We start from the raw sequence: 23,437 nt of genomic DNA on the forward strand, positions 1-23,437 counted from the left end.
GTTCCCTCGATCTTCCCTCCCGCCGGGCACTCCTTCGTCGCACCCTCTGGTCAGTCCAGATCGAGGCGGCCGAGAATCACAGCCCCGTAGGACCCTCCGAGCGCAGGTCGTCGACCTTGCGCATGGCTTCGCGGAGTTCGGCCAGCCAGGTTTCGGCGTGTTTGCCCGCGAGTTTGACGGTCCAGGCGAGGGCGTCGGCGCGGGAGCGGGCAACGCCTGCGTCGATGAGGGTGTCCAGGACCTGGCGTTCGGGTTGGCGCAGGCGGGTCATGACCGGGACGGCCAGGTGGGTGAACAGGATTCGTTCGCCGTTGGATCGCACACCCCAGGCGACGCTGCGGCCGTAACGGCGTTGGGCCTCGTCGGCGATCTGCATGCGCGCGGGGCGGGTGGACTCGCGGAAGCGGGCCAGCGCGCCCTCCTTTGTGGCGGCGCTCGCGTCGTCGGGGACGGGCAGTACGCCGACCACGACGATCTCGTCGCGGTCGATCTCGATCTCGACTTCGCCGGTGAACCAGTCGGTGGGCAATCGTCCGGCGAACCAGTCGGCGGCGTCGGCGGGGTCGGGGAGGTCGGCTTGCTGCCAGCCGCCGGGACGGCCGAATCCGCGTTCGCGATGAGCGTTCCGCATGGAAATCACCTGCTATCTGTGTAGTGCATGTTGCAGTGATTACAAGATTACGCCGATATGCGCGCACGGGATTCCGCTGTGCGTGAACGGGCCCACACCGCAGGTGAGAAGGGGATACCGCGGGGTTGGGTGTCGGTGCCTTTGGGTACCCTCGCCTTGAATCGCCGGACAAATGCGAGATCCGCACTACCCGGCGTGGCGGTCGGTACGGTTGACACAGCAGTTGTTGTCGCTTACTGGGCGAGGTTGGAAATCGGACCCCCATCGGGGCGAGACTTCCGGCACAATCGAGGTGTCGAGGTCGGGCCAATGCCCGATTTGCCGGGGCATTGGAGACGGGTCAACTTCCGGTACGGTGGATTTGTTACCGGAGTGGCAAGAGTGAAGAGTGGGCGATATGGATGTGTGGGGATCCCGCCGCTTTCGCGTACGGGGCGCAATGGCTATCGCAGGGGTTGCGACCCTCGCCATGGCGTTGTGCTCGTGCGGAGTGGGTGGGAAGTCGAGCGAGTCGGAGACGGTGGTCACGCAGTTCGCCGATCTCCTCGACGAGCATGACTACGGCAAGGCAGCCGACCTGACCTCCTACCCCGCCGCCGCTTCGGCAACCATGAAGCAAATGTTCGAGGGCCTGCAGTCGGGCACCGTCGATTACGAGGCGTCGCAGGTGATCGACCTCGACTCCGAGTCGGCGATCTTCGCGATGGAAGTCGCCTGGAACTTCGGCGAGAAGAAGGACTGGACCTACACACTGCAGGGCACCGTCCGCAAGCTCGCGATCGGCTGGCGGATCTCCTGGGAGCCCGCGGTGGTGATGCCGCAGCTGGCCAACAATCGCACCGTCAAGCTCGTGCGCACCACGGCCAAGCCGCCGCCCAAGGTCGTCGACCTGCCGGGCGAAGTGCTCATGACCGAGCAGACACTCAACGTCATCAAGATCGATCCCACGCGCACCGGCGACCTCGTGGGCACCACCAACGCGCTGGCCGACGCCATCGAACCCGTCGCGCCGTTGATCACCGGGCCGTCGCTGATGCAGCAGCTGGCCGGGTCGCAGGGTCAGCCGATCGTCGCGGTGAACCTGCGCGACGGCGATTTCGCGATCCTGGAACCGCGCATGGCCAAGATCCCCGGCGTGGTGATGGAGAAGCAGCCCAAGCTGATCTCCGCGGACCGGCGCACGCGGTCGCCGATGCTGGACGCGTTGCGCAAGGTGTGGCAGGACAGCCTGGAAGCCACCGCGGGCTGGGGTGTGCAGATCTTCGAGGCCGACGGCAAGTTCGTCAACCAGGTGGCCGGCTATCAGGGACCGGCCGGGCCCGACATCGCCGCCACGATGGACCAGCGCCTGCAACGCGCCGCCGAGGACGCGGTGGTGAGTGTGGGCACCGCGGCGACCGTGGTGGCCATGCAGCCCTCCACCGGCGCGGTGGTCGCGGTCGCGCAGAACTCCTACGCCACCGACAAGGGTCCGATCGCCTTCACCGGACTGTTCCCCGCCGGCGGCACGATGGAGCTGTTCCGTGCTGTCGCCGCGGCGACCAAGAACAAGCCGGCGCAGGATGTCACGGTGCAGGAGGCGGCCGAGGCGGCCACCGCGCTGGGCGTCGGCGTCGACTTCAAGGTGCCGGGACTGGACGAGGTGACCGGGCGGATCAGCGCGCCGGGCCGCAGCACCGAGCAGGTGCGTCAAGGTGCCGGGGCGGATGCGGTGCAGGTCAGTCCGTTCGGCATGGCCATTGCCGCGGCCGCGATCTCGCGTGGTTCGGTGGTGCCGCCGATGATCGTGGCGGGCAGTCCCAGCACCACCGATACGCCGCCACCCGCGCTGCCACCGGCCGCGGTCGACCGGTTGCGCGCGATGATGCACGAGGGCATCGACAAGCCGGAAACCACCGCGCTGCGCGGATTCCGCGACATCACCGCGTTCGCCGCCAAGGGCGGACCCGACGGGTGGTTGCTGGCCACGATGGGCGATCTGGTGTTCGCGGTGCATATCGCCGATGCCGACAGTGGTGACGCCACTTCGCGTCTGGCCGCGGTACTGCTGAAGTCGTTGGCCACGCCCGAGGCCTGAGTTATCACTGGTCAGTGGTTGCTGACCGGTCTCGAAGTCGATCTTGACCGGTTACGCTACGTGCGTGAAAAGGTTCGCACCGTTCGGTATCGATGCCCTGCTGGTGGTCGTTTTCTGCGCGATCGGTCGGCGTAGTCACGATGAGGCCGTGCTGGCCGGACTGCTGAAAACGGTGTGGCCCTTCGGATTAGGGCTGATTCTCGGGTGGGCGCTGGCGGTGTTGGTCGCGCGCAGCACGCGGTTCGACGCAACGGCGTTGTGGCCCAGCGGAATTCTGATCTGGGCCTGCACACTGGTGGGCGGGATGGTCTTTCGCGCGGTCAGCGGGCAGGGGGTGGCGGTGAGTTTCGTGATCGTCGCGGCGTCGGTGCTCGCGCTGTTCCTGCTCGGCTGGCGGGCCGCGATTCGCGCCCTGCGGTGATCAGATTCGGCGCTGCTGCTTGAACTCTTCCTCGTACTCCTCGTCGTCGGCATGGGGGTTGCGGAACAGGAACGCGAACACGATCCAGCCCACGATCGCCACCAGGATGAAGCTGACGAACCGGTACACGAAGGCGGCCGCGACCGCGTGCGAGGCCGGCAGGCCCGCAGCCGCGGTGAGACCGTAGATCAGCGTGGCGTCCACGTAGACGATGCCGCCGGGCGCGAACGGAATCGACCCCACCGCCTTGCCCGCCGCGAACGCGATGAGCAGCCCGGACAACTTCGGATCGGCGCCGACCGCGAAACACGCCGCACCAAGACACGCCACATCGGCGAACCGGTGCACCAGCGCCCACACCCCGACCAGGGCCCCGTCCTTCTTGCCCAGATCCACCGACTCGAGCTGCGCCCGGAATTCGGCCAGCTTGGCGATGCCGTGATCGGCCGGCTTCTTCCGCAGCCGGTTGACCAGCGCGAGCACCCGTCGCAGGATCGCCTCGAGGGTGCCGGGGTGTCGGGCGAGGTAGTTGCCGGTGAACAGGATCAGGCCCAGCACCACCAGCGAGCCGATGAATTTGAACCCGATGCCCTGCCCGACCAGCGCCGCGCCGCCGATGCCGATCAGCGCAAGGCCCGCGGCGGCGACCACGCCGGAGAAGACCAGTTGCCAGGAGGCCACGATCGGGCTGGCGCCCCAGCGGCGGGTCTGCCGGTAGGTGAACGCGGTGGAGAACACCTGGCCCGCGGGCAACGTCAGCGACATCGCGGTCGCGCCGTAGACCACCGAGACCGATTTGCCCTGGCTCACGTCGACGCCACCGGCGTGTAGCAGTTGTTTCTGTACGCGGCCGAAACCGCTCATCGAAATGGCCTGGAGAACGATGCACAGCACCAGCCAACCCCAGTGGATCTCGGTGAGCGTGCGCCACGATTCGTGCAGGCGGGGCCAGAGATAGATGCCTTCGCCGATGAGCAGCGCGAGTACCACCACGCCGAGCAGCCACTTGACCCACCAGAATCGGCGGCGCGGGTGCTCCACTTCGCCTGCTAGGTCGCCGTCGGCCGTCACGGTCTCAGCTTAACGAAGGTTGTTGCTCTTCCTCGTCCGCGTTCGGCCCGTCGGCGGAGGGTTTCGGCCAGGCCAGCCGGGTTTTTCGGCGTCTGCCGCGCAACTGGACCTCGTCTCCGGTTACCCAATGTTCTTGCTCGCTTTCGTCGGCGAAGTACAGCGCGCTGCCCGAAGCGAGAACGCGGCCGGGATGATCTTTGGCCAATTCGGTGAGTCGCGACGCCTCGTTGACGGGGTCGCCGATCACGGTGTATTCGAAACGGTTTGCCGCACCGATGTTTCCGGCGACCGCCAGGCCCGCCGACACGCCGATGCCGATATCGAGACTGGTCACCTCGCGCAGCCGTTCGCGCAGATCACGGGCGGCGGCCAGCGCGGCACTGGGCGCGTCGGGGCGGTCCAGCGGTGCACCGAAGATCGCCAGCGCCGCATCGCCGACGAACTTGTTGACGAAGCCGTGATGGCTGTCGATCACGTCGACCACCACCCGGAAGAACTCGTTGAGCAGGCTGACCACCTCGGTGGGCGGGCGCTCGGCGGCGGCCGCGGTGGAACCGACCATGTCCACGAACAGCACCGCCACGAACCGCGTCTCACCGCCCAGCTCGGTGCCGTAGTCCAGCGCGCGCTGGGCCACGTCCTCGCCCACGTGCTGGCCGAACAGTTCCTGCAGCCTGCGGCGCTTGGCCGCCTCGTCCATCATCCGGTTGAAGCCCACCTGCAGCAGCCCGATCTCGCTGCCGTCGTAGACCTCCACCTGCACGTCACGCGCGCCCGCCTGCACCCGGTTGATGGCTTGCGACAGCTGCCGCACCGGGTCGGAGATCGACGATCCGGTCAGCATCGACAACGCCAGCGCCTGCAGGATCACCACGCCACACAGCAGCAGGATCGAGATGGCCAGCGACTTCGCCGAGAACTTCACGTCCGAGGAGATCTGCGTGACGCACAGCAGCACGATCGCGATCGTCGGCGCGAACGTGCCCATTCCCCAGGTCATCGCCATGCGAGTGCCCACGCCGGGGGTCAGCGTGTGGTCGAAGGTGCCCTCGGTCAGTGCCTCGGCGGCGACCGGGCGCAGGATGCGTTCGCCCAGCATGTAGGTGAAGCCGAACACGATGGTCGCGGCCATACATTCGGTGACGATCACCGCGCCCGCCAGCTCCGGCGACTCGGCGATGATCAACACGGCCAGGATCGCGCCGCCGATGATCCACAGGATCAGGTGCACGATCGACTGCCGCAGCGGCACATGCAACGCCGCCATCTGCTCACGTCTGCTGGGCGGCCCGCCCCGCATCTGCCAGCGCATCACCGGCCGCAACATCAGCGCGGCGGCGAAGATACTCAGCACCGCGGCGACACCGAACACCAACAGCGGCGCGAGCAGACCCGTCTGGCGCACCGCATCGGCTTCGCCTTCGGGAACCGGCAGGCCGTATTGGATGAACGCCCACACCAGCACGAAGCCGAACACGTTGGCCAGCAGCACCGACGTCAGATACAGCGGCCACCGCGTTCGCATGGTCTGTTTGACCGCTTCCAGAGGCGCCGACACGACAACCAATCTAGCGTTGCGACCGATAGGCTCTCTCGGGTGACCGACCAGAAGGTAGTTTCGGGGCCCGCGTCTTCGCCGTGGCGTTCGGATGCCGAGTCTGTACATCCCCTGGTTCGCAAGACCGCGGCCTGGAGTTGGCGGCTGCTGATCATCTTCGCCGCGCTGATCGCGGTGGGCATGCTGGTGCAGAAATTCGCCACGGTGGTGATCCCGTTGGCCATCGCACTGTTGGCCGCCGCGCTGCTCGCGCCGCTGGTGGATTGGTTGCAGCGGGTGGGGATCCCGCGGTGGCTCGGGGTGTTCGTGGCGCTGGTCGGGTCGATCGGGCTGCTTGCGGGGGTGATGACCTTTGTCGTGGAACAGTTCGTCGACGGGGTGCCGGGGCTGTCCAACGAGGTCACCAACAGCGTGCACAAGGTGCAGGACTGGTTGATCAACGGGCCGCCGCACATGAGTGACCAGCAGATCCGCAACGCCGGCGACACCATCGTGCGCACCATTCAGGACAACCGCGAGAGTCTGACCAGCGGTGCGCTGACCACCGCTACGGTCATCGGCCACATTCTGACCGGTGCGTTCTTGATCCTGTTCATCCTGATCTTCTTCCTCTACGGCGGGGATCAGATCTGGCGCTTCGTCACTCGGGTGATTCCTACCGCGCATCGCGAAAAGGTGCGCACTGCTGGTGAATTGGGGTTCGGGACGCTGGTCGGGTTCGTGCGGGCCACCGTGGTGGTCGCTGCCGTGGATGCGATCGGCATAGGTGCCGGGCTGGCGATTCTGCATGTGCCGCTTGCGTTGCCGTTGGCCTCGCTGGTGTTCATCAGTGCGTTCATTCCGATCATCGGTGCGGTGGTGGCCGGGTTCGTCGCGGTGTTCATCGCCTTGGTCACCAAGGGTTTGGTGACCGCGCTGATCGTGTTGGGCATCATCATCGCGGTCATGCAGCTGGAAGGGCATGTGCTGCAACCACTTCTGCTCGGTCGGGCGGTGAGCATCCATCCGCTGGCCGTGGTGTTGGCCATCACCGCCGGGTTGGTTGTCGGCGGGATCGCGGGCGCGCTGCTTGCTGTTCCGTTGATTGCGGTGGGCAACACCGCGATTCGCTATCTGCTGTCGGGCAGTCCCGAGGAGGTCTACGGCGAGATAGCCGCGGGTGAGGATCGAAAACTGTTCGCCGCGCAGCCCGACAAACCCGAACCCGCGGACCGCTTCGACGTGCGAAAGCGGTTGCGCGAGGAGGAAACCGAGCCCGGCGATGCGGACCCACACAGCTGAGTTGAGCACCACCGACGCCGCGACCGCGCCGCTGTGGCGGGCCGCGCAGGCGTTTCGGCTGGTCACGCTGCTGTATGCGATCGGGCAGCAGATCGCGTCGGTGCCGTACTACGAGCATCCGCGACTGAGCTGGGTGCTGATCGCGGTGATGGCGATCTGGTCCGGGACTTCGGCATTGCTGTTGTCGCAGTGGTACTTCCCCGAGGCGACCGGGAAGATTCGCGGCTGGGTGGTGTTCGGGGACCAGGTGGTGACCGTGGCATTGATCGCCTCGACACGCCTTGTCGCCGACTACGATTGGTATCACGGGCATCAGACACTGCCCACGACCCTGTGGATCGCGAACTCGGTGATCTCGATGGCGATTCTGCGCGGGCCTATCGCGGGAGTTGTTGCGGGACTGGCGATGGCGGCCGTGGTGGTGACCGTGCGGGGTCAGTGGGGGCAGGACGTGTGGGGCGATGCGACTGCGCCCGTGTTGGTTTCGGTGGGGTTGGCGCTGGGGCTTGCCGCCAATACGGCTCGGCGGGCGCAGGGGCAGTTGGAACATGCCTTGCGGATCACCGCCGCGGCGCAGGAGCGGGAGCGGTTGGCTCGCGAGGTGCACGACGGGGTGTTGCAGGTGTTGGCGTTCATCAAGCGGCGTGGGGATGAGATAGGCGGGCCCGCAATGGAACTCGTGCATCGGGCGGGGGAGCAGGAGGTGGCGTTGCGGGTGTTGTTGTCCGAGCAGGCGGAGGTTTCCGATTCCTCGTCGGGGGAAGTGGATTTGCGGCCGTTGTTGACCGCTCGCGCTACGCCTACGGTGTCGGTGGCTACGCCGGGTGATCCGGTGTTGGTCGGGCGGGTGGTGGCGCAGGAGATCGCCGCGGCGGTGACTACTGCGCTGTCGAATGTTGCGTTGCACGCGGGGGTTGGCGCGAAAGCCTATGTGCTGCTGGAGGATACCGGTGACATGCTGGTGGTGAGTGTGCGCGATGACGGGGTGGGGATTGCGGCCGGAAGGTTGGCGGCGGCGGAATCTGAAGGGCGGATGGGGGTTTCGCGGTCCATCGTCGGTCGGATCGCGGCGCTCGGGGGGAATGCCGAGTTGTTGACCGACGGGGACGGTACCGAGTGGGAATTCCGGATTCCGCGCCAACCGGCGCGCTGAGCAGAGGAGTTGGGCGATGCCGGTGATTACCGTGATGGTGGTCGACGACCATCCGATGTGGCGTGAGGGGGTGTCTCGCGATCTCGCCGAGGCGGGGTTCGAGGTGCTCGCTACCGCCGACGGGGTCGGTACGGCCGGTCGGCGGGCTGCGGCCGTGCAGCCGGATGTGGTGTTGATGGATATGCAGCTCACCGATGGGAACGGGGCTGCGGCTACCGCCGAGGTGTTGCGGGTTTCGCCGGGGAGTCGGGTGCTGGTGCTGTCGGCTTCGGCCGAGCGGGACGATGTGCTCGACGCGATCAAGGCCGGGGCCAGCGGGTATCTGGTCAAGAGTGCTTCGGCGGCTGAGTTGATCGATGCTGTTACCGCTACTGCCGCAGGTCAGCCGGTGTTCACGCCCGGTTTGGCCGGGTTGGTGCTCGGGGAGTATCGGCGGATGGCGACCGCGCCTGTTGCCGCTGATCAGCCGCATCGGCCCTCGTTGACCGAGCGGGAGACGGAGGTGTTGCGGATGGTGGCCAAGGGGTTGTCGGCCAAGCAGATCGCTACGCGGTTGAGTTTGTCGCATCGGACCGTGGAGAACCATGTGCAGGCGACGTTGCGGAAGTTGCAGCTGGCCAATCGGGTGGAGTTGACGCGGTATGCGATCGAGCAGGGGCTGGAATAGGGGTTTGCCCTGATGTGCAGGGTGCCCGTTCGTGGCTACCCTCGATGGCATGGGCGGTTCAGAATCCCTCTTCAAACCCGGTGTCGCGGCGGCAGGTCCCGTCAGCGACCGGGAGTTACGCGTGTCCGACGCCGAGCGTGAGCATGTGGGGCAGTTGCTGCAGCGTGCCGTCGGGCTCGGGATGTTGTCGCTCGGGGAGTTCACCGAGCGGATGGATACCGCGCTCGCCGCTAAAACCCGTGGTGAGCTCAACGCGGTGCTGGTCGATCTGCCCGGAATGCGGGTAGCGGGGGCGCCGCAGCCTGCCGCGATGCCTCGACCTCGGCCCGTTCCGGTGCCGTCCGGGGGCAGTAATCCCGGTGCGATTCGGAGTCGGTTATCGGGGGTGCATCGCCGTGGGCCGTGGCAGGTGCCGCCGGTGCTGCACCTGAACAACCTGATGTCCGGGGTGACGCTGGATTTCACCGAAGCGGTGATGCAGACGCAGATCGTGGAGATCCAGGTCGACGACTACTGCACCGGACTGACTCTGCTGGTGCCTGCCGCGGCGACTGTTGATCTGAACGGGCTCGATCTGGTGGGGTCCTCGGTCAACAACAAGGTGCGAACGGGGCCGCCGATCGGGCCGTTGCATCTGGTGGTGCACGGGCGGGTTCGGTTCGGGTCGGTGACGGCGAAGTATCCGTTGATGGTGCAATGGCGGCGGTTTCTCGGGGGATAGGCCGGGGATTCGGGTAGGAACTGGGCGGGGCCGGGGGTTTCTACTCATGTTCGGTGCCGGGTGGGGGTCGACTATGGAGTTATGAGTACTGCCATCGATCCCGCGCTGGTTGCGCGGCTCTCCGGAGAGTTCACCGCGCTCGGCGCGCACATGAGTCAGGTGGGCGGCGATTTGGATCTGCTGGCCGCGCAGTTGCGGGCGGAGGTGGGGTCGCGGGCTGGGGATGTGGAGTCGTCGGGGGAGGTGGCTGGGCGGGGCCGCGCTGAATCGTCGGGGGAGGGGTCTGCGAGTGGGGAGGGTGCTGATCCGGGCTCGGAATCCGGTTGGCGCCGGCCTGCAGAGGGTGATTCTGCGATGGGTCAGCCGGTGTCTGGTCCTGCGGAACCGCCTGCGCCCGGGCACGGTGGGCAGGTCGGGGTTGGCCAACCAGCGCCTAGCGGGGCTCGTGGCGGCTGGGCGGTTGGTGCAGCCGGTGAGGTGGGGCAGCCTGTTCCTGGGTTCGCTCCCGGGTATGGGCCGGGAGGTTGGGCTGCGCCTGGTGGGCAGGGCCCGGGCTACGGGCCGGGTGGGGTGCCTGCGCCTGGTGGGCAAGGCCCGGGTTGGGGGCCGGGTGGGGTGCCTGTGCCAGGTGGGCAGGCCCCGGGTTACGGGCCGGGTGGGGCGCCTGTGCCTGCGGGGAGGTCGGCAGGGCGGCCGGTTGGGTCGGGGTGGGGGTATGGCCCCGGTGGTCGGCCGGTGACGCCGATGGGGCAGATGGGGGCGGTGCCGCCGATGAGGCCGGTGCCGCCGGTGGGGGTTGGGCGCGGGCCGGGGCGGGGGGTTCGGACTCCGTGGTGGCAGCGGGAAGGCGTGATTTCTCGGGTTTTGGCGGTGGCTGGGGTGGGGGTGACCTTGGTGGGGGTGTTGATGCTTTTGGTGTTGGCCGCTCAGGCTGGATTCTTCGGGCCGGTGGCGAGAGTTGTTGCCGGGGGTGCGCTTTCGGTGGGGCTTGGTGCTGCTGGGTGGCGGGTGTTCGGGCGGCCTGGTGGTCGGGTCGGTGGGATTGCCTTGGTGGCCACCGGTATCGCTGGGCTGTATCTGGATGTTGTTGCGGTGACGGGGTATTACCGGTGGGTTCCGGGTGGGGTGGGGCTTGCGGTGGCCCTGGTGGTTGCCTTGGTGGGGGTGGGGATCGCTCTGCGGTGGCAGTCGCAGCCGCTGGCCGTGGGGGTTGTCGTGGGGGCGGCGGTGTTGTCGCCGGCGTTGACCACCGAGTTGATGTTGGTCGCGTTCCTGGTGGTGTTGCAGGCCGCGGGGGTTCCGGTGCAGATGCGCAGGAACTGGCCGGTGCTGCACATCGCGCGGACCCTGCCTGTGGTGCTCGCGATTCTGGTGTTCGTGGCGTTGAGCGGCATCGAGGGGGCGATCTCCGGGGAACAGGCGCAGCACCAGCGAGGGCTGTTGGTCGCGGCGATCGCGTGCGCGGTGGTCGGGTTGGTCGGGGCACTGCTGTCGGTGCGCTGCAGGCCCGGTGACATCACCGCGAGCATCACGATCGCGCTCACGGCGCTTCCCGTGCTCGCTGCCGCGATGCTGTTCGACCGTGCGGTGAGTGCGTCGATTACCGGCGTACTCGCCGCGATCTTGCTCGGCCTCGCGGCCACCGCCTTGATATCTCGGCGCGCGGGCATGGGCGTGCGCGGTTCAACAGACGTCGCAGTGGTCTTCGGTGCAGCCGCGGGGCCTGGTGCTGCGGCGCCCGTGGACTCACCGACGAATGGCGGGGCATCGTCGTCGATTACGGATGTCGGTGCGAACGCCACAGCTCACGGCTTTGCGAGTACGGCAGCCTCCGGTCCGGCGAGTACCGCGGGTCCCGGTCCGGTGAACATGGAGGGTCCCGGTCGGGCAGACACGGCAGTCCCCGGTCCGGTGAACATGGCGGGTCCCGGTCGGGCAGGCATGGCAGTCACCGGTTCGGGGACTGCCGAGACCGCAGGCCCCGTGGGGCGGTTGCGGATTGCGGGGCATACGGCGTTGGTCGCGGGGTTGACCGGGGCTGTGGCGTTGTTGCAGACGTGCACTGTTGCTACCGGTGGGAATCCTCGGTTGTTGCCGACTGCCTTGTTTGCGGTCGGGCTCGCGTTTCTTGCGGTGGGGGCGGTCAGTCGTACGCGGGTGGCGGCTGGGATCGGGGTGGCGTTCGCTTTGCTCGGTGGGTTGGTGATGTTGGCGATCGCTACGCCGGAAACGCTCGCGGTGCAAAGGCTTGCGGATCGGGAGCTCGATGTTTCGACGGCGGTGGCTGCCGTGGTCGGGTTGGGTGTGGCGGCGATGGTGGCGTGGACGGTGCCTCGGTTGCCGCGGTTCGACGATGCCGTGCTGGTCACGGGAGTGTGGTTCGCGGTCAGTGTTGCGGGGCTCTATTACGTGCTGGTCGCTGCCGTTTCGCTGGGTGTAACTCTCGGTGGGGCAGACGGATTCGTGGCCGGGCACAGCATCGCGACCATTGTGTGGATGGTGGTGGCTACCGCGTCGCTGTTCTACGGGTTGCGGCGACTGTCCGCATCGCCTGCGGTGGCGAAGGTGTGCCTGGTGTCCGGGTTGCTCGTCGCCGCGGCGGCCCTGGCGAAATTGTTCCTGTTCGACCTCGCCACACTGTCGGGGCTGGTTCGCGTGGCGGCGTTCCTGGTGGTCGGAATCCTGTTGCTGCTCACCGGGACTCGCTACGCCCGCGCCTTCGCGGACGCTGCTCCACCGCGCCCCGGCGCCTGATCGCGACGGATCACTCGAACGACGAAACCCACGGCACTCGATGGCCGTGGGTTTCGTTGTGTTCGTGGTGCTTTGGGGTTATTCGGTGTTGTCCTCGCGGCGGCGGAGGAGTTCGTTCACGCTGACCGTGCGGCCCTCGCCACCGTGGTGACGACCCTCGTCGGCGGGGGTGCCGCGCCGGGAGGAGCGTAGTTGGGCCATCCAGTTCTCGATCTCGTTGCGGGTGTCCGCTGCGGGTTCGCCCGATTCGGGTGCGGGGGAACTGGATTCGGTCGACGCGGCGGATTCCGCAGGAGTTTCCGGTGCTTGCGACGGTGCAGCGGTGGGCTCCGATGGCGACGTGGTCCGGGAGGGGACGGCGGTGAAGCCGGAGGGGGCCTGCCACTGGCCGGGGGTTTCGGTCGCATCCTGATCCGCGGTGAACGGCTCGTCACGGTCGGACGAGTGACGCGAAGCCGGGATCCGGGTGGATGCCTGTGCTGCGGTGTCGTCCGAATCCGTGCTGTCGTTCGGGGTGACGGCGGTGAATCCTGTCGGCGCGACCTGTGGGCGGGCCACCTCCGCCGCGCGGGGCGAGTTCGACTGGGGAACAGCCGGATTCGGTGCGCTGGCGATGTCGACCGGGTGATCGTCCGAGGGGCGGGCGTGGCCGTTGTCGGTGGCCGAGGTGAACCGTGCACCGCTGTCGGGCTCGGGGGTGGTGTAGCCGCGGGGGGTGCCGGGGCCCGTCATGCCGTTGTTCCACGGGGCAGGCGGTTGCTGCGGTTCCACGGGGACCGAGGTGCCGAAAACGTCCCGCGACGTGGTGTGCGAGTCGGCGGGGGTGGTCGGCTCGGGGGTGGAGGCAGGTGCGATCGGCCGGAAGTTCGACGCGGTCACGGGGTTGAATCCGGTGAACGTTCCGCTGGGCGGAGTGTCGTCCTCGGCGGGGGGATCAACCGGCTGCGGTGGTGTCAGCCTGCTCGGTTGCTGGTTGACGATGCTCGGCGCGGGCGGGGTGACGGTGCCGTGCGGCGGAGTTGCCGTACTCGGTCGCGCGGGCGGCACGATGCTGGGTCGCTGCGGCAAATCCGTTGCGGGCGCGCGGAATCCGGCGTCATCACCGGACTCGTGCGGCGTCGAGACCTGCGGCGTCTCACCGATCACGCCGGGGGTGTACCCCGCAGGGGGCTGTACCCGCTCGGAACCGCGCGGCGTGACACCGGGGATGCCGGTGGACAGGTCGAGCCCGGATCCGCCGTCTGCCGCCGGAGCGGGCCGGGAGATCGAAGGGGCTTCGAAGCCTGCACTCGGCGCGGTGTCGGCGGGAGTCCCGAGGCTCGGCCCCGAGGTGCGAGGCGCATCGCCCGACGTTCCGAAGCTCGGCCCGGTTACGGCAGAGGAGTTCCCGAAACCGGCGTCGGTCCCGAAGCTCGGACCGGATACGCGGGGTGTGTTGTCCGAGTTCCCGAGGTCGGTGCCGAAGCTCGGACCGGATACGCGGGGTGTGTTGTCCGAGTTCCCGAGGTCGGTGCCGAAGCTCGGTCCGGTGACGCCGGATGCGTTGCCCGCGGTTCCGAAGTCGGTGTACCCGTGGGAGTTCGGGGCCGCACCGTCGGAGCTGTCACGCGACGAGCCGAAGCGGGTGTCGTCGAGAGGGGATCCGTTGCTGAATCCCGCGCTCGAGTGGCCGACGCCGTTGGTGGGGCGGGTGGCTCCGCCGGGGCCGGTTTCGGGGTCGCCCAGGTCGGGGGGTGTGCCGAAGCTGGGGCCCGAGTAGCCGCGGTCGTTGTCCGTCGACGAGTCAGAGGTCGAATCGCTACCGGACCCGCCGAGTGTCTCAGCGGAAGGATCACGGCGCGGCCCGCCGAAGGTGTCTGCGGATGAATCGCGGCCGGGCCCGCCGAATGTGTCAGCGGACGAATCGCCATGGGATCCACCGAAGGTATCTGCGGGCGAATCGCCGCGATGTCCACCGTGGGAATCGGATTGTCCCGCAGCGGGATTCACCGCATCGGGCTTGACGATCGGGAGGATCTGGGTTGCCTCGCCGGAGTCGTACTTCGGCAGGTCGAGGCCGGCGTCCTTCGCGGGGGCGTCGTCGGGCTTTGTGCCCGGCTTCACCACCGGGAGTTCGCGGGTGGGTTCACCCGAGGACAGCATCGAGGCGCGGGGGCGCGTCGGGTCGGGGGATTTCGGCAGGCGGGGGCGGGTCGGTTCGGCGCTGTCGGCGTCGACGACCTTGTCCATGCGCTGGGTCGGGGCGTCGGCCTCGATCTCGGCGACTGTGCGCGGCCTGCGGGGGGTGCGGGCCAGTTTGGAGTCGGGGACCGCAGTCATCTGCATGGTCGGCGGGTCGGTGATCGGCGTGGTCTTCACCAGGTCGACCGCGCTGCTGTTGCCGGGGCGTTCGTCATCGAGGATGGGTTCGCCGAGGCCGATCTTCTCCTGGATGCGCTTCATCCACTTCGGCGCCCACCAGCAGTCGTCGCCGAGCAGCTTCATGATCGCGGGGACCAGCAACATGCGCAGGATCGTGGCGTCGATGAACAGCGCCGCGATCATGCCGTAGGCGATGTACTGCATCATCACCATGTCGGAGAACGCGAACGCACCGGTCACCACGAGCAGGATCAGGGCGGCGGCGGTGATGATCCGGCCGGTTTGGGCAGTACCGATTCGCACGGCCTCGGTGGTCGACGCACCTTGGGCGCGCGCTTCCACCATGCGGGACAGCAGGAAGACCTCGTAGTCGGTCGACAAGCCGTAGATGATCGCGATGATCAGCATCAACACCGGCGCACTGATCGGCTGTGGTGTGAAGTTCAGGAGTGTGGCTCCGTGGCCGTCGACGAAAATCAACGTCAGGATGCCCAGCGTCGAGCCGAGGCCCAGCGCACTCATCAACGCGGCCTTGATCGGTAGCACCAGCGAACCGAACGTCAAGAACATCAACACCGTGGTGGTGAGCAACACGATCAGGATCATCCATGGCATCAAATCCAGCAGCGTGTTGATGCTGTCGGCCATGAGCGCGGGCTGACCGGTGACGTACATCTGGACGCCGTCGGGTATTTCGATCGAACGCAGGTAGTCGATCGTGGGCTGGGCGTTGTTGGTGGGGTCGACCAGGGTCGCCGAGGTGCGGAACACCTCGGGGTTGGTCGGCGAACGGCCCGGCACTTCGAACGGACTGACCAGTCCGGGAGCCTGGTTGGCTTCCTTCCAGACCTTGCCGATGGCGTTGGTGTCGCCCGAGACGAAGACCAGCTGGATCGGGTCGGTCTTCTTCTGCGGGAAGACCTCGTAGAAGTGTTCGAGCGCGGACCGGGTCGGGTTGTCCGGCGGGAGGTACTTCTCGTTGATGCCGCCGAACGTCAGATCCTTGACCGGGATGATGAGCAGCAGCAGACCGATGGTGATCGGGATGGCGATCTTGAGCGGATGCCGCATGACCCAGCGGGTCAGGTTGCCCCAGAAACCGTTCTCGACCTGCTCGGCGGTCTTGTTCTTGCGGAATCGCTTGAGGCCGAGCATATCCACGCGCGGACCGAGGATGGACAGCATCGCGGGCAGAATCGTGACTGCGGTCAGCGCGGCCAGCGAGACCGCCGCGATGGTGCCGTAGGCGACCGAGCGCAGGAAGCCCTGCGGGAAGATCAGAATGCCGCCGATGCTGGCGATGATCATCGTCGCGGAGAACACCACTGTTCGTCCAGCGGTCATGACCGATCGACGGACGGCGGCGCGCGTGGAGTAGCCCTCGGCTAATTCCTCGCGGAAGCGGCTGACGATGAACAGGCCGTAGTCGATCGCGAGGCCGAGACCGATCATCGAGACGACAGCGGTGACGAAGAAATTGACTTCGACGAAGTTGGTCAACGCCATGACGATGCCGGTGGCACCGAGGACCGTCAGACCGCCGATGATCAGCGGCAACGAGGCGGCGACGATGCCACCGAAGATGAAGAACAGCAGGACCGCTACCGCAGGGAGGGCCAGGACTTCCATCCGCTTGACGTCGTGGTCCATGGTGTCGGTCAGGGTGACCGCGATGGCCTGCAAGCCCGAGACCTCGACGTCGATGCCGGGAATGTAAAAGACGTCCGCGATGGCGCGGTAGTTGGCCATCATGACGGTGTCGTTGTCACCGGCGATGGCAATCGACGCGAACGCGTGCTTTTTGTCCTTCGACCCGAAGATCGATGGCGCGGCGGCCGCGTCGCCCACCTTCCAGTACGTGCCGTTGATCTTGGCGAGCTGCTCAGGATGCTCGGCCATGACAGTGGTCAGGCTGTCGACAACCTTCCGTTGGAACTCGGGGTCGTCAATTGTTTTGCCCTCGGGGGCGTTGTACATGACGATCACGTCGGACAGATGGTCGCGTCCGTACGAGGAGTCGGCGAGCTGTGCGCCCACCACGGACTCCGAGCCCGGATCGAACCAACCGCTCTGGGACAGCCGAGGACCCAGCCCCATGCCGTACGCACCCAGCGCCAACATCGCCGCGCCGACAACAACGATGACGGCGAAACGGAACCGATAGACCAGATCGCCCCAGCGGGTGAACACTTAAGCGACTCCTTGACCGGGGCGAGAAGTGAGTAGCGCGGACAGCGGCCGGAACGGCTGCAGCCATGCGCCCTCGTCGGGCAGCGATTCGAGACTCACCCGCGGCAGCGGTTCCCGGAATACGCCCGGGATGTCTTCGAGATCGACGAACCCGAGGGTATCGGAAGTGACCGCCCAACTCGCGTGCTCACGGAAACCCAGCACCTGAGCTGGGATTCCTTTGGCCGCGATGGCCTCTAGCGGTTCGCGGAAGGCTTGACCGTCGGCCGAGGCGACCATGATTCCGGCCAGTCCACCGTCGCGTTGACGCGCGGCGATGTGGGCGAGCATGTCGGCGTCGACATCGGAGTCTTCGTCGATCTTGGGCTTGGCGAACACCGCGAAACCGACATTGCGCAGCGCTTCCACCCACGGGCGGACCACGTCGGCGGTGCCGGGCGCGATGTTGGTGAACACCGTGGCTTCGGCTTCGATGCGGCCCTTGGTTCCGACCGAGATCTCGGCCGTGCGGGCCAGCAGCCAGCGGCCGAGCGCGTCGAAACGGGGGCGATAAGCGGCGGTGGGACGTCCGCCGAGGATGGCGCCGAGGCCCATGTCGAGGTTCGGCGCGTCCCAGACCAGCAGGACACGTCGCACATCGGCACCGCCGGGCGCCTCGGATCCGGAGCCTGCCTGGGCGGGCACCGGCATCTCGGGGGCGATCTCACTCACGCTCATCTGTCGATCTTCCCCCATATGAACTCGTTGATGGCACTACCGGCACGCAGGCCTTTGTCCTCGAACTTGGTGACGGGCCGTTCGAAACCGATCGGCGCGGTGGTGCGGTTGGCGGCGCTGTCGCCACCGGTGGTGTCGTTCAGGCCGGTCAACAGCGGTTCCTTGGAGCCTACTTCGAGAATGTGCTCCGCGTAATCCGCGTGGTCGGTGGCCACGTGCAACACACCGCCGGGCTTGAGTCTGCTGGCGATCAGCGCGAATGTCGGCGCTTGCAGCAGCCTGCGCTTGTGGTGACGTGCCTTGGGCCACGGATCAGGGAAGAACACGCGAACCCCGATCAGCGACTCGGGAGCAACCATATTCTCCAGTACGTCCACGGCGTCGCCGCGCAGCAACCGGATGTTGTCGATGTCTTCACGTTCGATCTGCTGCACCAGCTGGGCCAGACCCGGCTCGTAGACCTCGATGCCGATCAGGTTCAGGTGCGGTTCGGCCTTGGCCATCGCGGCGGTGGCCGTGCCGGTTCCGGTACCGATCTCGATCACCAGTGGGGCTTCGCGCCCGAACCAGGCGTCGGCGTCGACGGGCTCGTTGGACACGTTGCGGCCGATCACCGGCCAGGTGCGGTCCCACGAAGTCTGCTGATTCGGCGTCAGCGCGCCCCGCCGCGTGCGGAAGCTCGTGACGCGGGGATACAGCCGGGAGCCGGTGAGCGAGCGTCGGCCCGCGTCGTGCGGCATCTCCGACAGCTTGTGGCTGGTCGGCTCGGCGTGGTCGGGGGCGTCGTTCACGTCGTCCATTGTCCAGCATGCGTGGAGTTACGCCACAGGCGAGTTGGTCGCACCGCTGATCGGGCAGGTCGGCAGAAGGTTCGGCGACCCTTTCCGTCTGACAGAATGCCCTCACGACAAGGGGGTGGGCACAATGTCGACAGCCACCGAATTCGCGCACACACGTCCCGCGGACCAGCTCGACGAGCTGATCTCGCGCCTCGGTACCGGTCGCGGCGGTGATCGCGCGATCGCCGCACAGGTGGCCGCGGCGGCCGCGCGACGCCGTCGTCAGCTGCACATCCAGATCACCGGGCGTGCGCTGAGCGGGCGAACCACCGTGTTGGACGCGCTGGCGCTGCTGTCGGCGCAGGAGACCGAGCCGGTCGACCAGCCCGAGCAGCCTGATCCGGTTCTCGACGGTGACCTGGTGATCTACGTGCTGGCCGGTTCGCCGCAGGCCGCGGACCATCGACTGCTGGCCGCGGTGCCCGCCGGGCGCGGGATCGTGGTGTTGAACAAGGCCGACGCGGTCGGTGCGCGGTGGAGTGAAGCGGTGGGCGCGGCGCAGCGGCTCGCGCAGGAATTGCGGATGCCCGTCGTGCCGATCGTGGCCTCGGTGGCCGCGCGGACCAGGGCGGGCGCGGTGGACGCCGCCGATCTCAGCGATCTGCGCAGGCTCGCCGTCGGGCCCGATGTGCCGTCGGTGCTGGCGGCTGATCTGTTCATCGGCAGTGGGTCCGACCAGGACGCGCGGCGGCGGTTGATCGCCCACTGGGATCTGTACGGCGTGGATTGCGCGTTGTCGGCGTTGCGCGCTGATCCGGATCTGCCCGCTTCGGCGATCATCCAGATCCTGCATTCCGCCAGTGGGATCGATCCGCTGCACAAGCTGGTTCATCGGCGATATGAGCAGGTGGAGGCTGTGCGCGGGGGTGAACTGCTCGACGAGTTGGTTCGATTGGCGGCTCGCGCGATGCCCGGTGACGGTGGGCGCGCTCGCGAACTGATCCAGCAGTATCTGGCCGGTGACGAGGCGTTGTGGGCCGGGTTGTGCGCGGGGTTGGCGTGCCCGCAGGTTTCGCATCTGGCCGCGGGGTATCCGTCGCCCGCGCCTGCTGACGCCGATGAGGCGTTGTCGCGGGCGACGCGGTGGCGGGCTGTGGTGTCCAGCGATATGCCGCCTGCTGCTCGGCGGGCGGCGCTGCGGGTTCACAACGGTTATGTGCGGGCCTGGGAGCGGATGAGCAGTGCGGGACTCTGAGGGTCCGGCAGGTCGGGGGCGTGCCGGTGATGGGATCGCGGGCGCCCCGCCGGCGGATCGAGTCGACGACGCAGGGGCGCTTCCGTCGGCCGTAGCTGCCGTGATCGATCGGTGGAATCCGCAGGGTGCGGCGTTGCTTCGGGCGATGGCATCGGCGGGTTCGGGGACCAGCGTCGACTTCTATGCACCCGACGATGCCAACACGACCCTGCTTCGCACGGAGCTCGCCCGCTTCGAACCTCACATCGATCTGTCTGATCCCACGCGAGGTGCTGATCCCACGCGTGGCGCTGATCCCATGCGTGGCGCTGACCCCGCCCTAGGCATCGATCCCATCCGAGGGGTCGATCCGATGCGTGGCACCGATCCCGCCGCAGCCCTGATCGTGTTCGACGCGGGCAGTGTCCTCGGCGCCGACATGTTCGTCCTGATCGACCGTCTCCGCACCGCAAATCGACCAATCCTGCTCGCCATGAACGGTTTTCACGCCTACCAAGACTGGCGCACAACTCGCGAACGCAACCTCGAACTCCTCGCCGCACGCGGCATCACCGACCTCGACATCGTCGCCGTCTCCGCCCGTATGGCCGCCGCCGCCCGCGCCGCCGACGACTCCGCCCTACTCGACCGCTCCGGCGTGGCAGGCCTGCACGCCACCCTCGCCGCAGCCACCGCGCACGGACCCGTCGACGGCTCGCAACGTCGAGCGGCCGTGCGCGCGCGGGTGCTCGCTGACACCAGGGCCAGGATCGACGAACAGATCACCGCCCTGCGATCGGGCACCGACACCGCCCGCCTGCGCGAGGAACGCATCGGCCTGCTCGCCGAACGCGACGGCGGCCGTCAGACCGGTCTGGCCGCGGTGCGCAGTCAGGTCCAGCTCGCGCGCGTTGACCTGACCACCGAGGTCGGCTCGATGGTCCGCGCGCTGCACACCCGTTCGCGCGCCGAACTCGACCGCTGCGACCGGGCCGAGCTGCGCGCCTACCCGCAGCGTCTCCAGCAAGCAGCGGGCGAATTGTCGGTTTCGGTCGATGCGGTAATCGACCAGCGGGTGATCGAAGCCGCCCGCCGCATCGGCACCGCCGCGCCGACCACCGTGCGCCGCGATCCGGCCCCGCGAGTCGGTCCCGATCCGGACAAAAGGCACCGCGGTGTTGAAGATCACCTCATGATCGCGCTCGGTGCTTCGGCCGGTGTCGGTCTCGGTCGACTGATCGTGGCGCCGCTGTCGCTGGTGCCCACGCTCGACGTGGCCAGCGTCCCCGTCACCCTGCTGCTCGGCGCCGGCGCGGCCGCGTGGGTCGTGCGCGCTCGCGGCCAACTCGCCGAGCGCAACCACATGGCCCAGTGGGTGTCCGAGGCGCTGGTCAACATCAAAGCCCAGCTGGAACAGCGTGTCGCGGGGGTATTGGTGGACGCGGAGGCCGAGTTGGCCGAGCACGTGGTGCGCGAATCGACGGCCCGCGCGGTGGCTGTGGACCAGCGCGTCACCGAGCTCGACATGCTCACTCGCAACCTGGTGGCCCAGCGTCCGGCGCAGCTGTCCGCGTGCGAGCGCGACCTCGCCACGCTGGATCAGAGATGAGCGCGGGATTGGCCAACTGACTCGTGGGTACCCATTAGGGAGCCCGATGCCGTATCGGTGGTCATATCGCGTTAACCTTGGGGTAGGAACCTGGGCGTCCGCTCTTGCCAGTCGATGCGCGGCCTGATGTCCGTGTGCGGCCTTCCTCAGCCGTGAAATCGGGGTTGTGCGCCGGCTGGTCACTGCGGACGCCTAAACCCGCCCATGGTGGCGATCGATGGATCGAACAACCGCCCATCTCAGGAGAGTTTTCATGACCTCAGCGACCATTCCTGGTCTTCGTGGATCCGACGGCAAGGCGCCGACCGAGCACAGTGAACTGCTCGCCTGGGTACAGGAAGTCGCAGAGCTCACTCAGCCCGATCGCGTTGTCTGGGCCGACGGCTCCGACGCGGAATGGGATCGCCTGACCACTCAACTGGTCGAGGCGGGCACGTTCAAGCAGCTGAACGAGGAGAAGAAGCCGAACTCCTTCCTAGCGCTGTCCGATCCCTCCGATGTGGCGCGCGTCGAATCGCGCACCTACATCTGTTCCAAGACCGAGGCCGACGCCGGTCCGACCAACAACTGGGTCGACCCCACCGAGATGCGCGCCACCATGACCGAGCTGTACCGCGGCTCGATGAAGGGCCGCACCATGTATGTGGTGCCGTTCTGCATGGGCCCGCTCGGCGCCGAGGACCCCAAGCTGGGCGTGGAGATCACCGACTCCGAGTACGTCGTCGTCTCGATGCGCGTGATGACCCGCATGGGCGCCGCCGCACTGGAGAAGCTGGGCACCGACCGCCCGTTCGTGAAGGCGCTGCACTCCGTGGGCGCGCCGCTGGCCGAGGGCCAGGCCGACGTGCCGTGGCCGTGCAGCGACACCAAGTACATCACCCACTTCCCCGAGGACCGCGAGATCTGGTCCTTCGGTTCGGGTTACGGCGGCAACGCGCTGCTTGGCAAGAAGTGCTACTCGCTGCGGATCGCCTCGGCGATGGCCCACGACGAGGGCTGGCTGGCCGAGCACATGCTCATCCTCAAGCTGATCTCGCCGGAGAACAAGAACTACTACATTGCCGCCGCGTTCCCGTCGGCCTGCGGCAAGACCAACCTCGCGATGATCCAGCCGACCATCCCGGGCTGGCGCGCGGAGACCCTGGGCGACGACATCGCCTGGATGCGTTTCGGCAAGGACGGTCAGCTCTACGCCGTGAACCCGGAGTTCGGCTTCTTCGGCGTCGCACCGGGCACCAACCACAGCTCCAACCCCAACGCGATGGCCACCATCGACGCGGGCAACACCGTCTACACCAACGTGGCCAACACCGACGACAACGATGTGTGGTGGGAGGGTCTCGAAGGCGACCCCCAGCACCTCATCGACTGGAAGGGCAACGACTGGACCCCCGAGTCCGGCACGCCCGCCGCGCACCCGAACTCGCGCTACTGCACCCCGATGTCGCAGTGCCCGACCCTGGCTCCCGAGTGGGACGACCCGCAGGGCGTGCCGATCTCGGCCATCCTGTTCGGCGGTCGCCGCAAGACCACCGTCCCGCTGGTGACCGAGTCGTTCGGCTGGGAGCACGGCGTGTTCATGGGCGCCACCATGGGCTCGGAGCAGACCGCCGCCGCCGAGGGCACCGTCGGCACCATCCGCCGCGACCCGATGGCCATGCTGCCGTTCCTCGGCTACCACGTGGGCGACTACCTCAACCACTGGATCGACCTCGGCAAGAACGCCGACGCGAACAAGCTGCCGAAGATCTTCTACGTCAACTGGTTCCGTCGTGGCGACGACGGCCGCTTCCTGTGGCCCGGATTCGGTGAGAACTCCCGCGTGCTGGAGTGGATCGTCGGCCGCATCGAAGGCACCTCGAACGCCTCCGCCACCGCCGTCGGCCACGTGCCGTCGGCCGCCGACCTCGACCTGGACGGCCTCGACGTGAACGCCGCCGACGTCGACGAGGCGCTGTCGGTGAACGCCGACGAGTGGCGCAAGGAGATCCCGTCGATCGAGGAATGGTTCGAGTTCGTCGGCGACAAGCTCCCCTCGGGCGTGCGCGACGAGTTCGAGGCCCTCAAGGAGCGCCTGGGCTGATCGCCCCTTTCAACACTGAACCGCCCGTACCGTTTGGCGATTTCTAGGGGTCGTCGCAACACCGCTGGTGTTAGACGGTGAGTAGATCACGCAGACGCTCGGCTGGGGTATCCCAGTCGAGCGTTTTGCG

At 67.4% G+C, this 23,437-nt stretch carries 16 protein-coding genes; 10 read left to right on the top strand and 6 right to left on the bottom strand.

Going from position 1 to position 23,437, the window contains the following annotated elements:
• Nucleotides 1-76: 76 nt before the first annotated feature.
• Entirely contained in the window at nt 77-631 is a 555-nt protein-coding gene (locus tag ACFWU5_RS14055) for a hypothetical protein (RefSeq protein ID WP_379267431.1), read from the bottom strand.
• Nucleotides 632-1,070: 439 nt separating this feature from the next.
• On the opposite strand from ACFWU5_RS14055, the gene ACFWU5_RS14060 reads away from it, so the two are divergent.
• Complete coding sequence (locus ACFWU5_RS14060; protein WP_379246604.1) at nt 1,071-2,708, top strand: NTF2-like N-terminal transpeptidase domain-containing protein; 1,638 nt, start codon at nt 1,071-1,073, stop codon at nt 2,706-2,708.
• A gap of 64 nt (nt 2,709-2,772) precedes the next feature.
• Nucleotides 2,773-3,129, top strand: a complete 357-nt coding sequence (locus ACFWU5_RS14065) for a DUF3054 domain-containing protein (protein ID WP_379267432.1) — start codon at nt 2,773-2,775, stop codon at nt 3,127-3,129.
• Here ACFWU5_RS14065 and ACFWU5_RS14070 read toward each other — a convergent pair whose 3' ends face one another.
• Both ACFWU5_RS14070 and ACFWU5_RS14075 read right to left on the bottom strand, forming a co-directional pair.
• Nucleotides 3,130-4,200 carry a YbhN family protein gene (locus ACFWU5_RS14070; RefSeq protein ID WP_379246600.1) on the bottom strand — a complete coding sequence of 357 codons (1,071 nt, stop codon included), beginning with the start codon at nt 4,198-4,200 and terminating at the stop codon, nt 3,130-3,132.
• Between the two features lie 4 nt (nt 4,201-4,204).
• A complete protein-coding gene (locus tag ACFWU5_RS14075; RefSeq protein WP_379246752.1) occupies nt 4,205-5,725 on the bottom strand; it encodes an adenylate/guanylate cyclase domain-containing protein in 1,521 nt (506 codons plus the stop codon).
• Nucleotides 5,726-5,797: 72 nt separating this feature from the next.
• Here ACFWU5_RS14075 and ACFWU5_RS14080 point away from each other — a divergent pair, with 72 nt between their 5' ends.
• The 5 genes from ACFWU5_RS14080 (at nt 5,798) to ACFWU5_RS14100 (ending at nt 12,334) form a co-directional block, all read left to right on the top strand.
• A complete protein-coding gene (locus ACFWU5_RS14080) occupies nt 5,798-7,039 on the top strand; it encodes an AI-2E family transporter (protein ID WP_379267433.1) in 1,242 nt (413 codons plus the stop codon).
• On the top strand, nt 7,020-8,192 hold the full coding sequence (macS, locus tag ACFWU5_RS14085) for a MacS family sensor histidine kinase (RefSeq protein ID WP_379267434.1): 1,173 nt from the start codon (nt 7,020-7,022) through the stop codon (nt 8,190-8,192). Before ACFWU5_RS14080 ends, macS begins: the two co-directional genes overlap by 20 nt.
• Nucleotides 8,193-8,208: 16 nt before the next feature.
• Nucleotides 8,209-8,859 carry a response regulator gene (locus ACFWU5_RS14090; RefSeq protein WP_379246594.1) on the top strand — a complete coding sequence of 217 codons (651 nt, stop codon included), beginning with the start codon at nt 8,209-8,211 and terminating at the stop codon, nt 8,857-8,859.
• A gap of 49 nt (nt 8,860-8,908) precedes the next feature.
• Nucleotides 8,909-9,580, top strand: a complete 672-nt coding sequence (locus ACFWU5_RS14095; protein WP_379267447.1) for a DUF1707 domain-containing protein — start codon at nt 8,909-8,911, stop codon at nt 9,578-9,580.
• Nucleotides 9,581-10,351: 771 nt separating this feature from the next.
• The gene (locus ACFWU5_RS14100) at nt 10,352-12,334 is read left to right on the top strand and encodes a DUF2339 domain-containing protein (protein ID WP_379267448.1); all 1,983 of its coding nucleotides are present in this window, start codon (nt 10,352-10,354) and stop codon (nt 12,332-12,334) included.
• 78 nt (nt 12,335-12,412) lie between these two features.
• Here ACFWU5_RS14100 and ACFWU5_RS14105 read toward each other — a convergent pair whose 3' ends face one another.
• Genes ACFWU5_RS14105 through trmB form a run of 3 tightly spaced genes read right to left on the bottom strand, consistent with a single transcriptional unit; the run spans nt 12,413 to nt 18,342 of the window.
• Nucleotides 12,413-16,885: an MMPL family transporter gene (locus ACFWU5_RS14105; protein WP_379267435.1), complete on the bottom strand. Its 4,473-nt coding sequence runs from the start codon at nt 16,883-16,885 to the stop codon at nt 12,413-12,415.
• Nucleotides 16,886-17,602 (bottom strand): NYN domain-containing protein, encoded by a 717-nt coding sequence (locus tag ACFWU5_RS14110; protein WP_379246586.1) that lies wholly within the window; start codon nt 17,600-17,602, stop codon nt 16,886-16,888.
• A complete protein-coding gene (gene trmB, locus ACFWU5_RS14115) occupies nt 17,599-18,342 on the bottom strand; it encodes a tRNA (guanosine(46)-N7)-methyltransferase TrmB (RefSeq protein ID WP_379246750.1) in 744 nt (247 codons plus the stop codon). Before trmB ends, ACFWU5_RS14110 begins: the two co-directional genes overlap by 4 nt.
• Before the next feature lie 184 nt (nt 18,343-18,526).
• Here trmB and ACFWU5_RS14120 point away from each other — a divergent pair, with 184 nt between their 5' ends.
• The 3 genes from ACFWU5_RS14120 to ACFWU5_RS14130 all read left to right on the top strand — a co-directional run bounded on the left by ACFWU5_RS14120 (nt 18,527) and on the right by ACFWU5_RS14130 (nt 23,307).
• Nucleotides 18,527-19,636 carry a hypothetical protein gene (locus ACFWU5_RS14120; protein ID WP_379267436.1) on the top strand — a complete coding sequence of 370 codons (1,110 nt, stop codon included), beginning with the start codon at nt 18,527-18,529 and terminating at the stop codon, nt 19,634-19,636.
• Nucleotides 19,623-21,224 (top strand): hypothetical protein, encoded by a 1,602-nt coding sequence (locus ACFWU5_RS14125; protein WP_379267437.1) that lies wholly within the window; start codon nt 19,623-19,625, stop codon nt 21,222-21,224. Before ACFWU5_RS14120 ends, ACFWU5_RS14125 begins: the two co-directional genes overlap by 14 nt.
• A 253-nt stretch (nt 21,225-21,477) precedes the next feature.
• Nucleotides 21,478-23,307 carry a phosphoenolpyruvate carboxykinase (GTP) gene (locus ACFWU5_RS14130; protein ID WP_379267438.1) on the top strand — a complete coding sequence of 610 codons (1,830 nt, stop codon included), beginning with the start codon at nt 21,478-21,480 and terminating at the stop codon, nt 23,305-23,307.
• Nucleotides 23,308-23,437: the final 130 nt, after the last annotated feature.

Source organism: Nocardia sp. NPDC058640, assembly GCF_042716995.1.
Taxonomy (GTDB): domain Bacteria; phylum Actinomycetota; class Actinomycetes; order Mycobacteriales; family Mycobacteriaceae; genus Nocardia.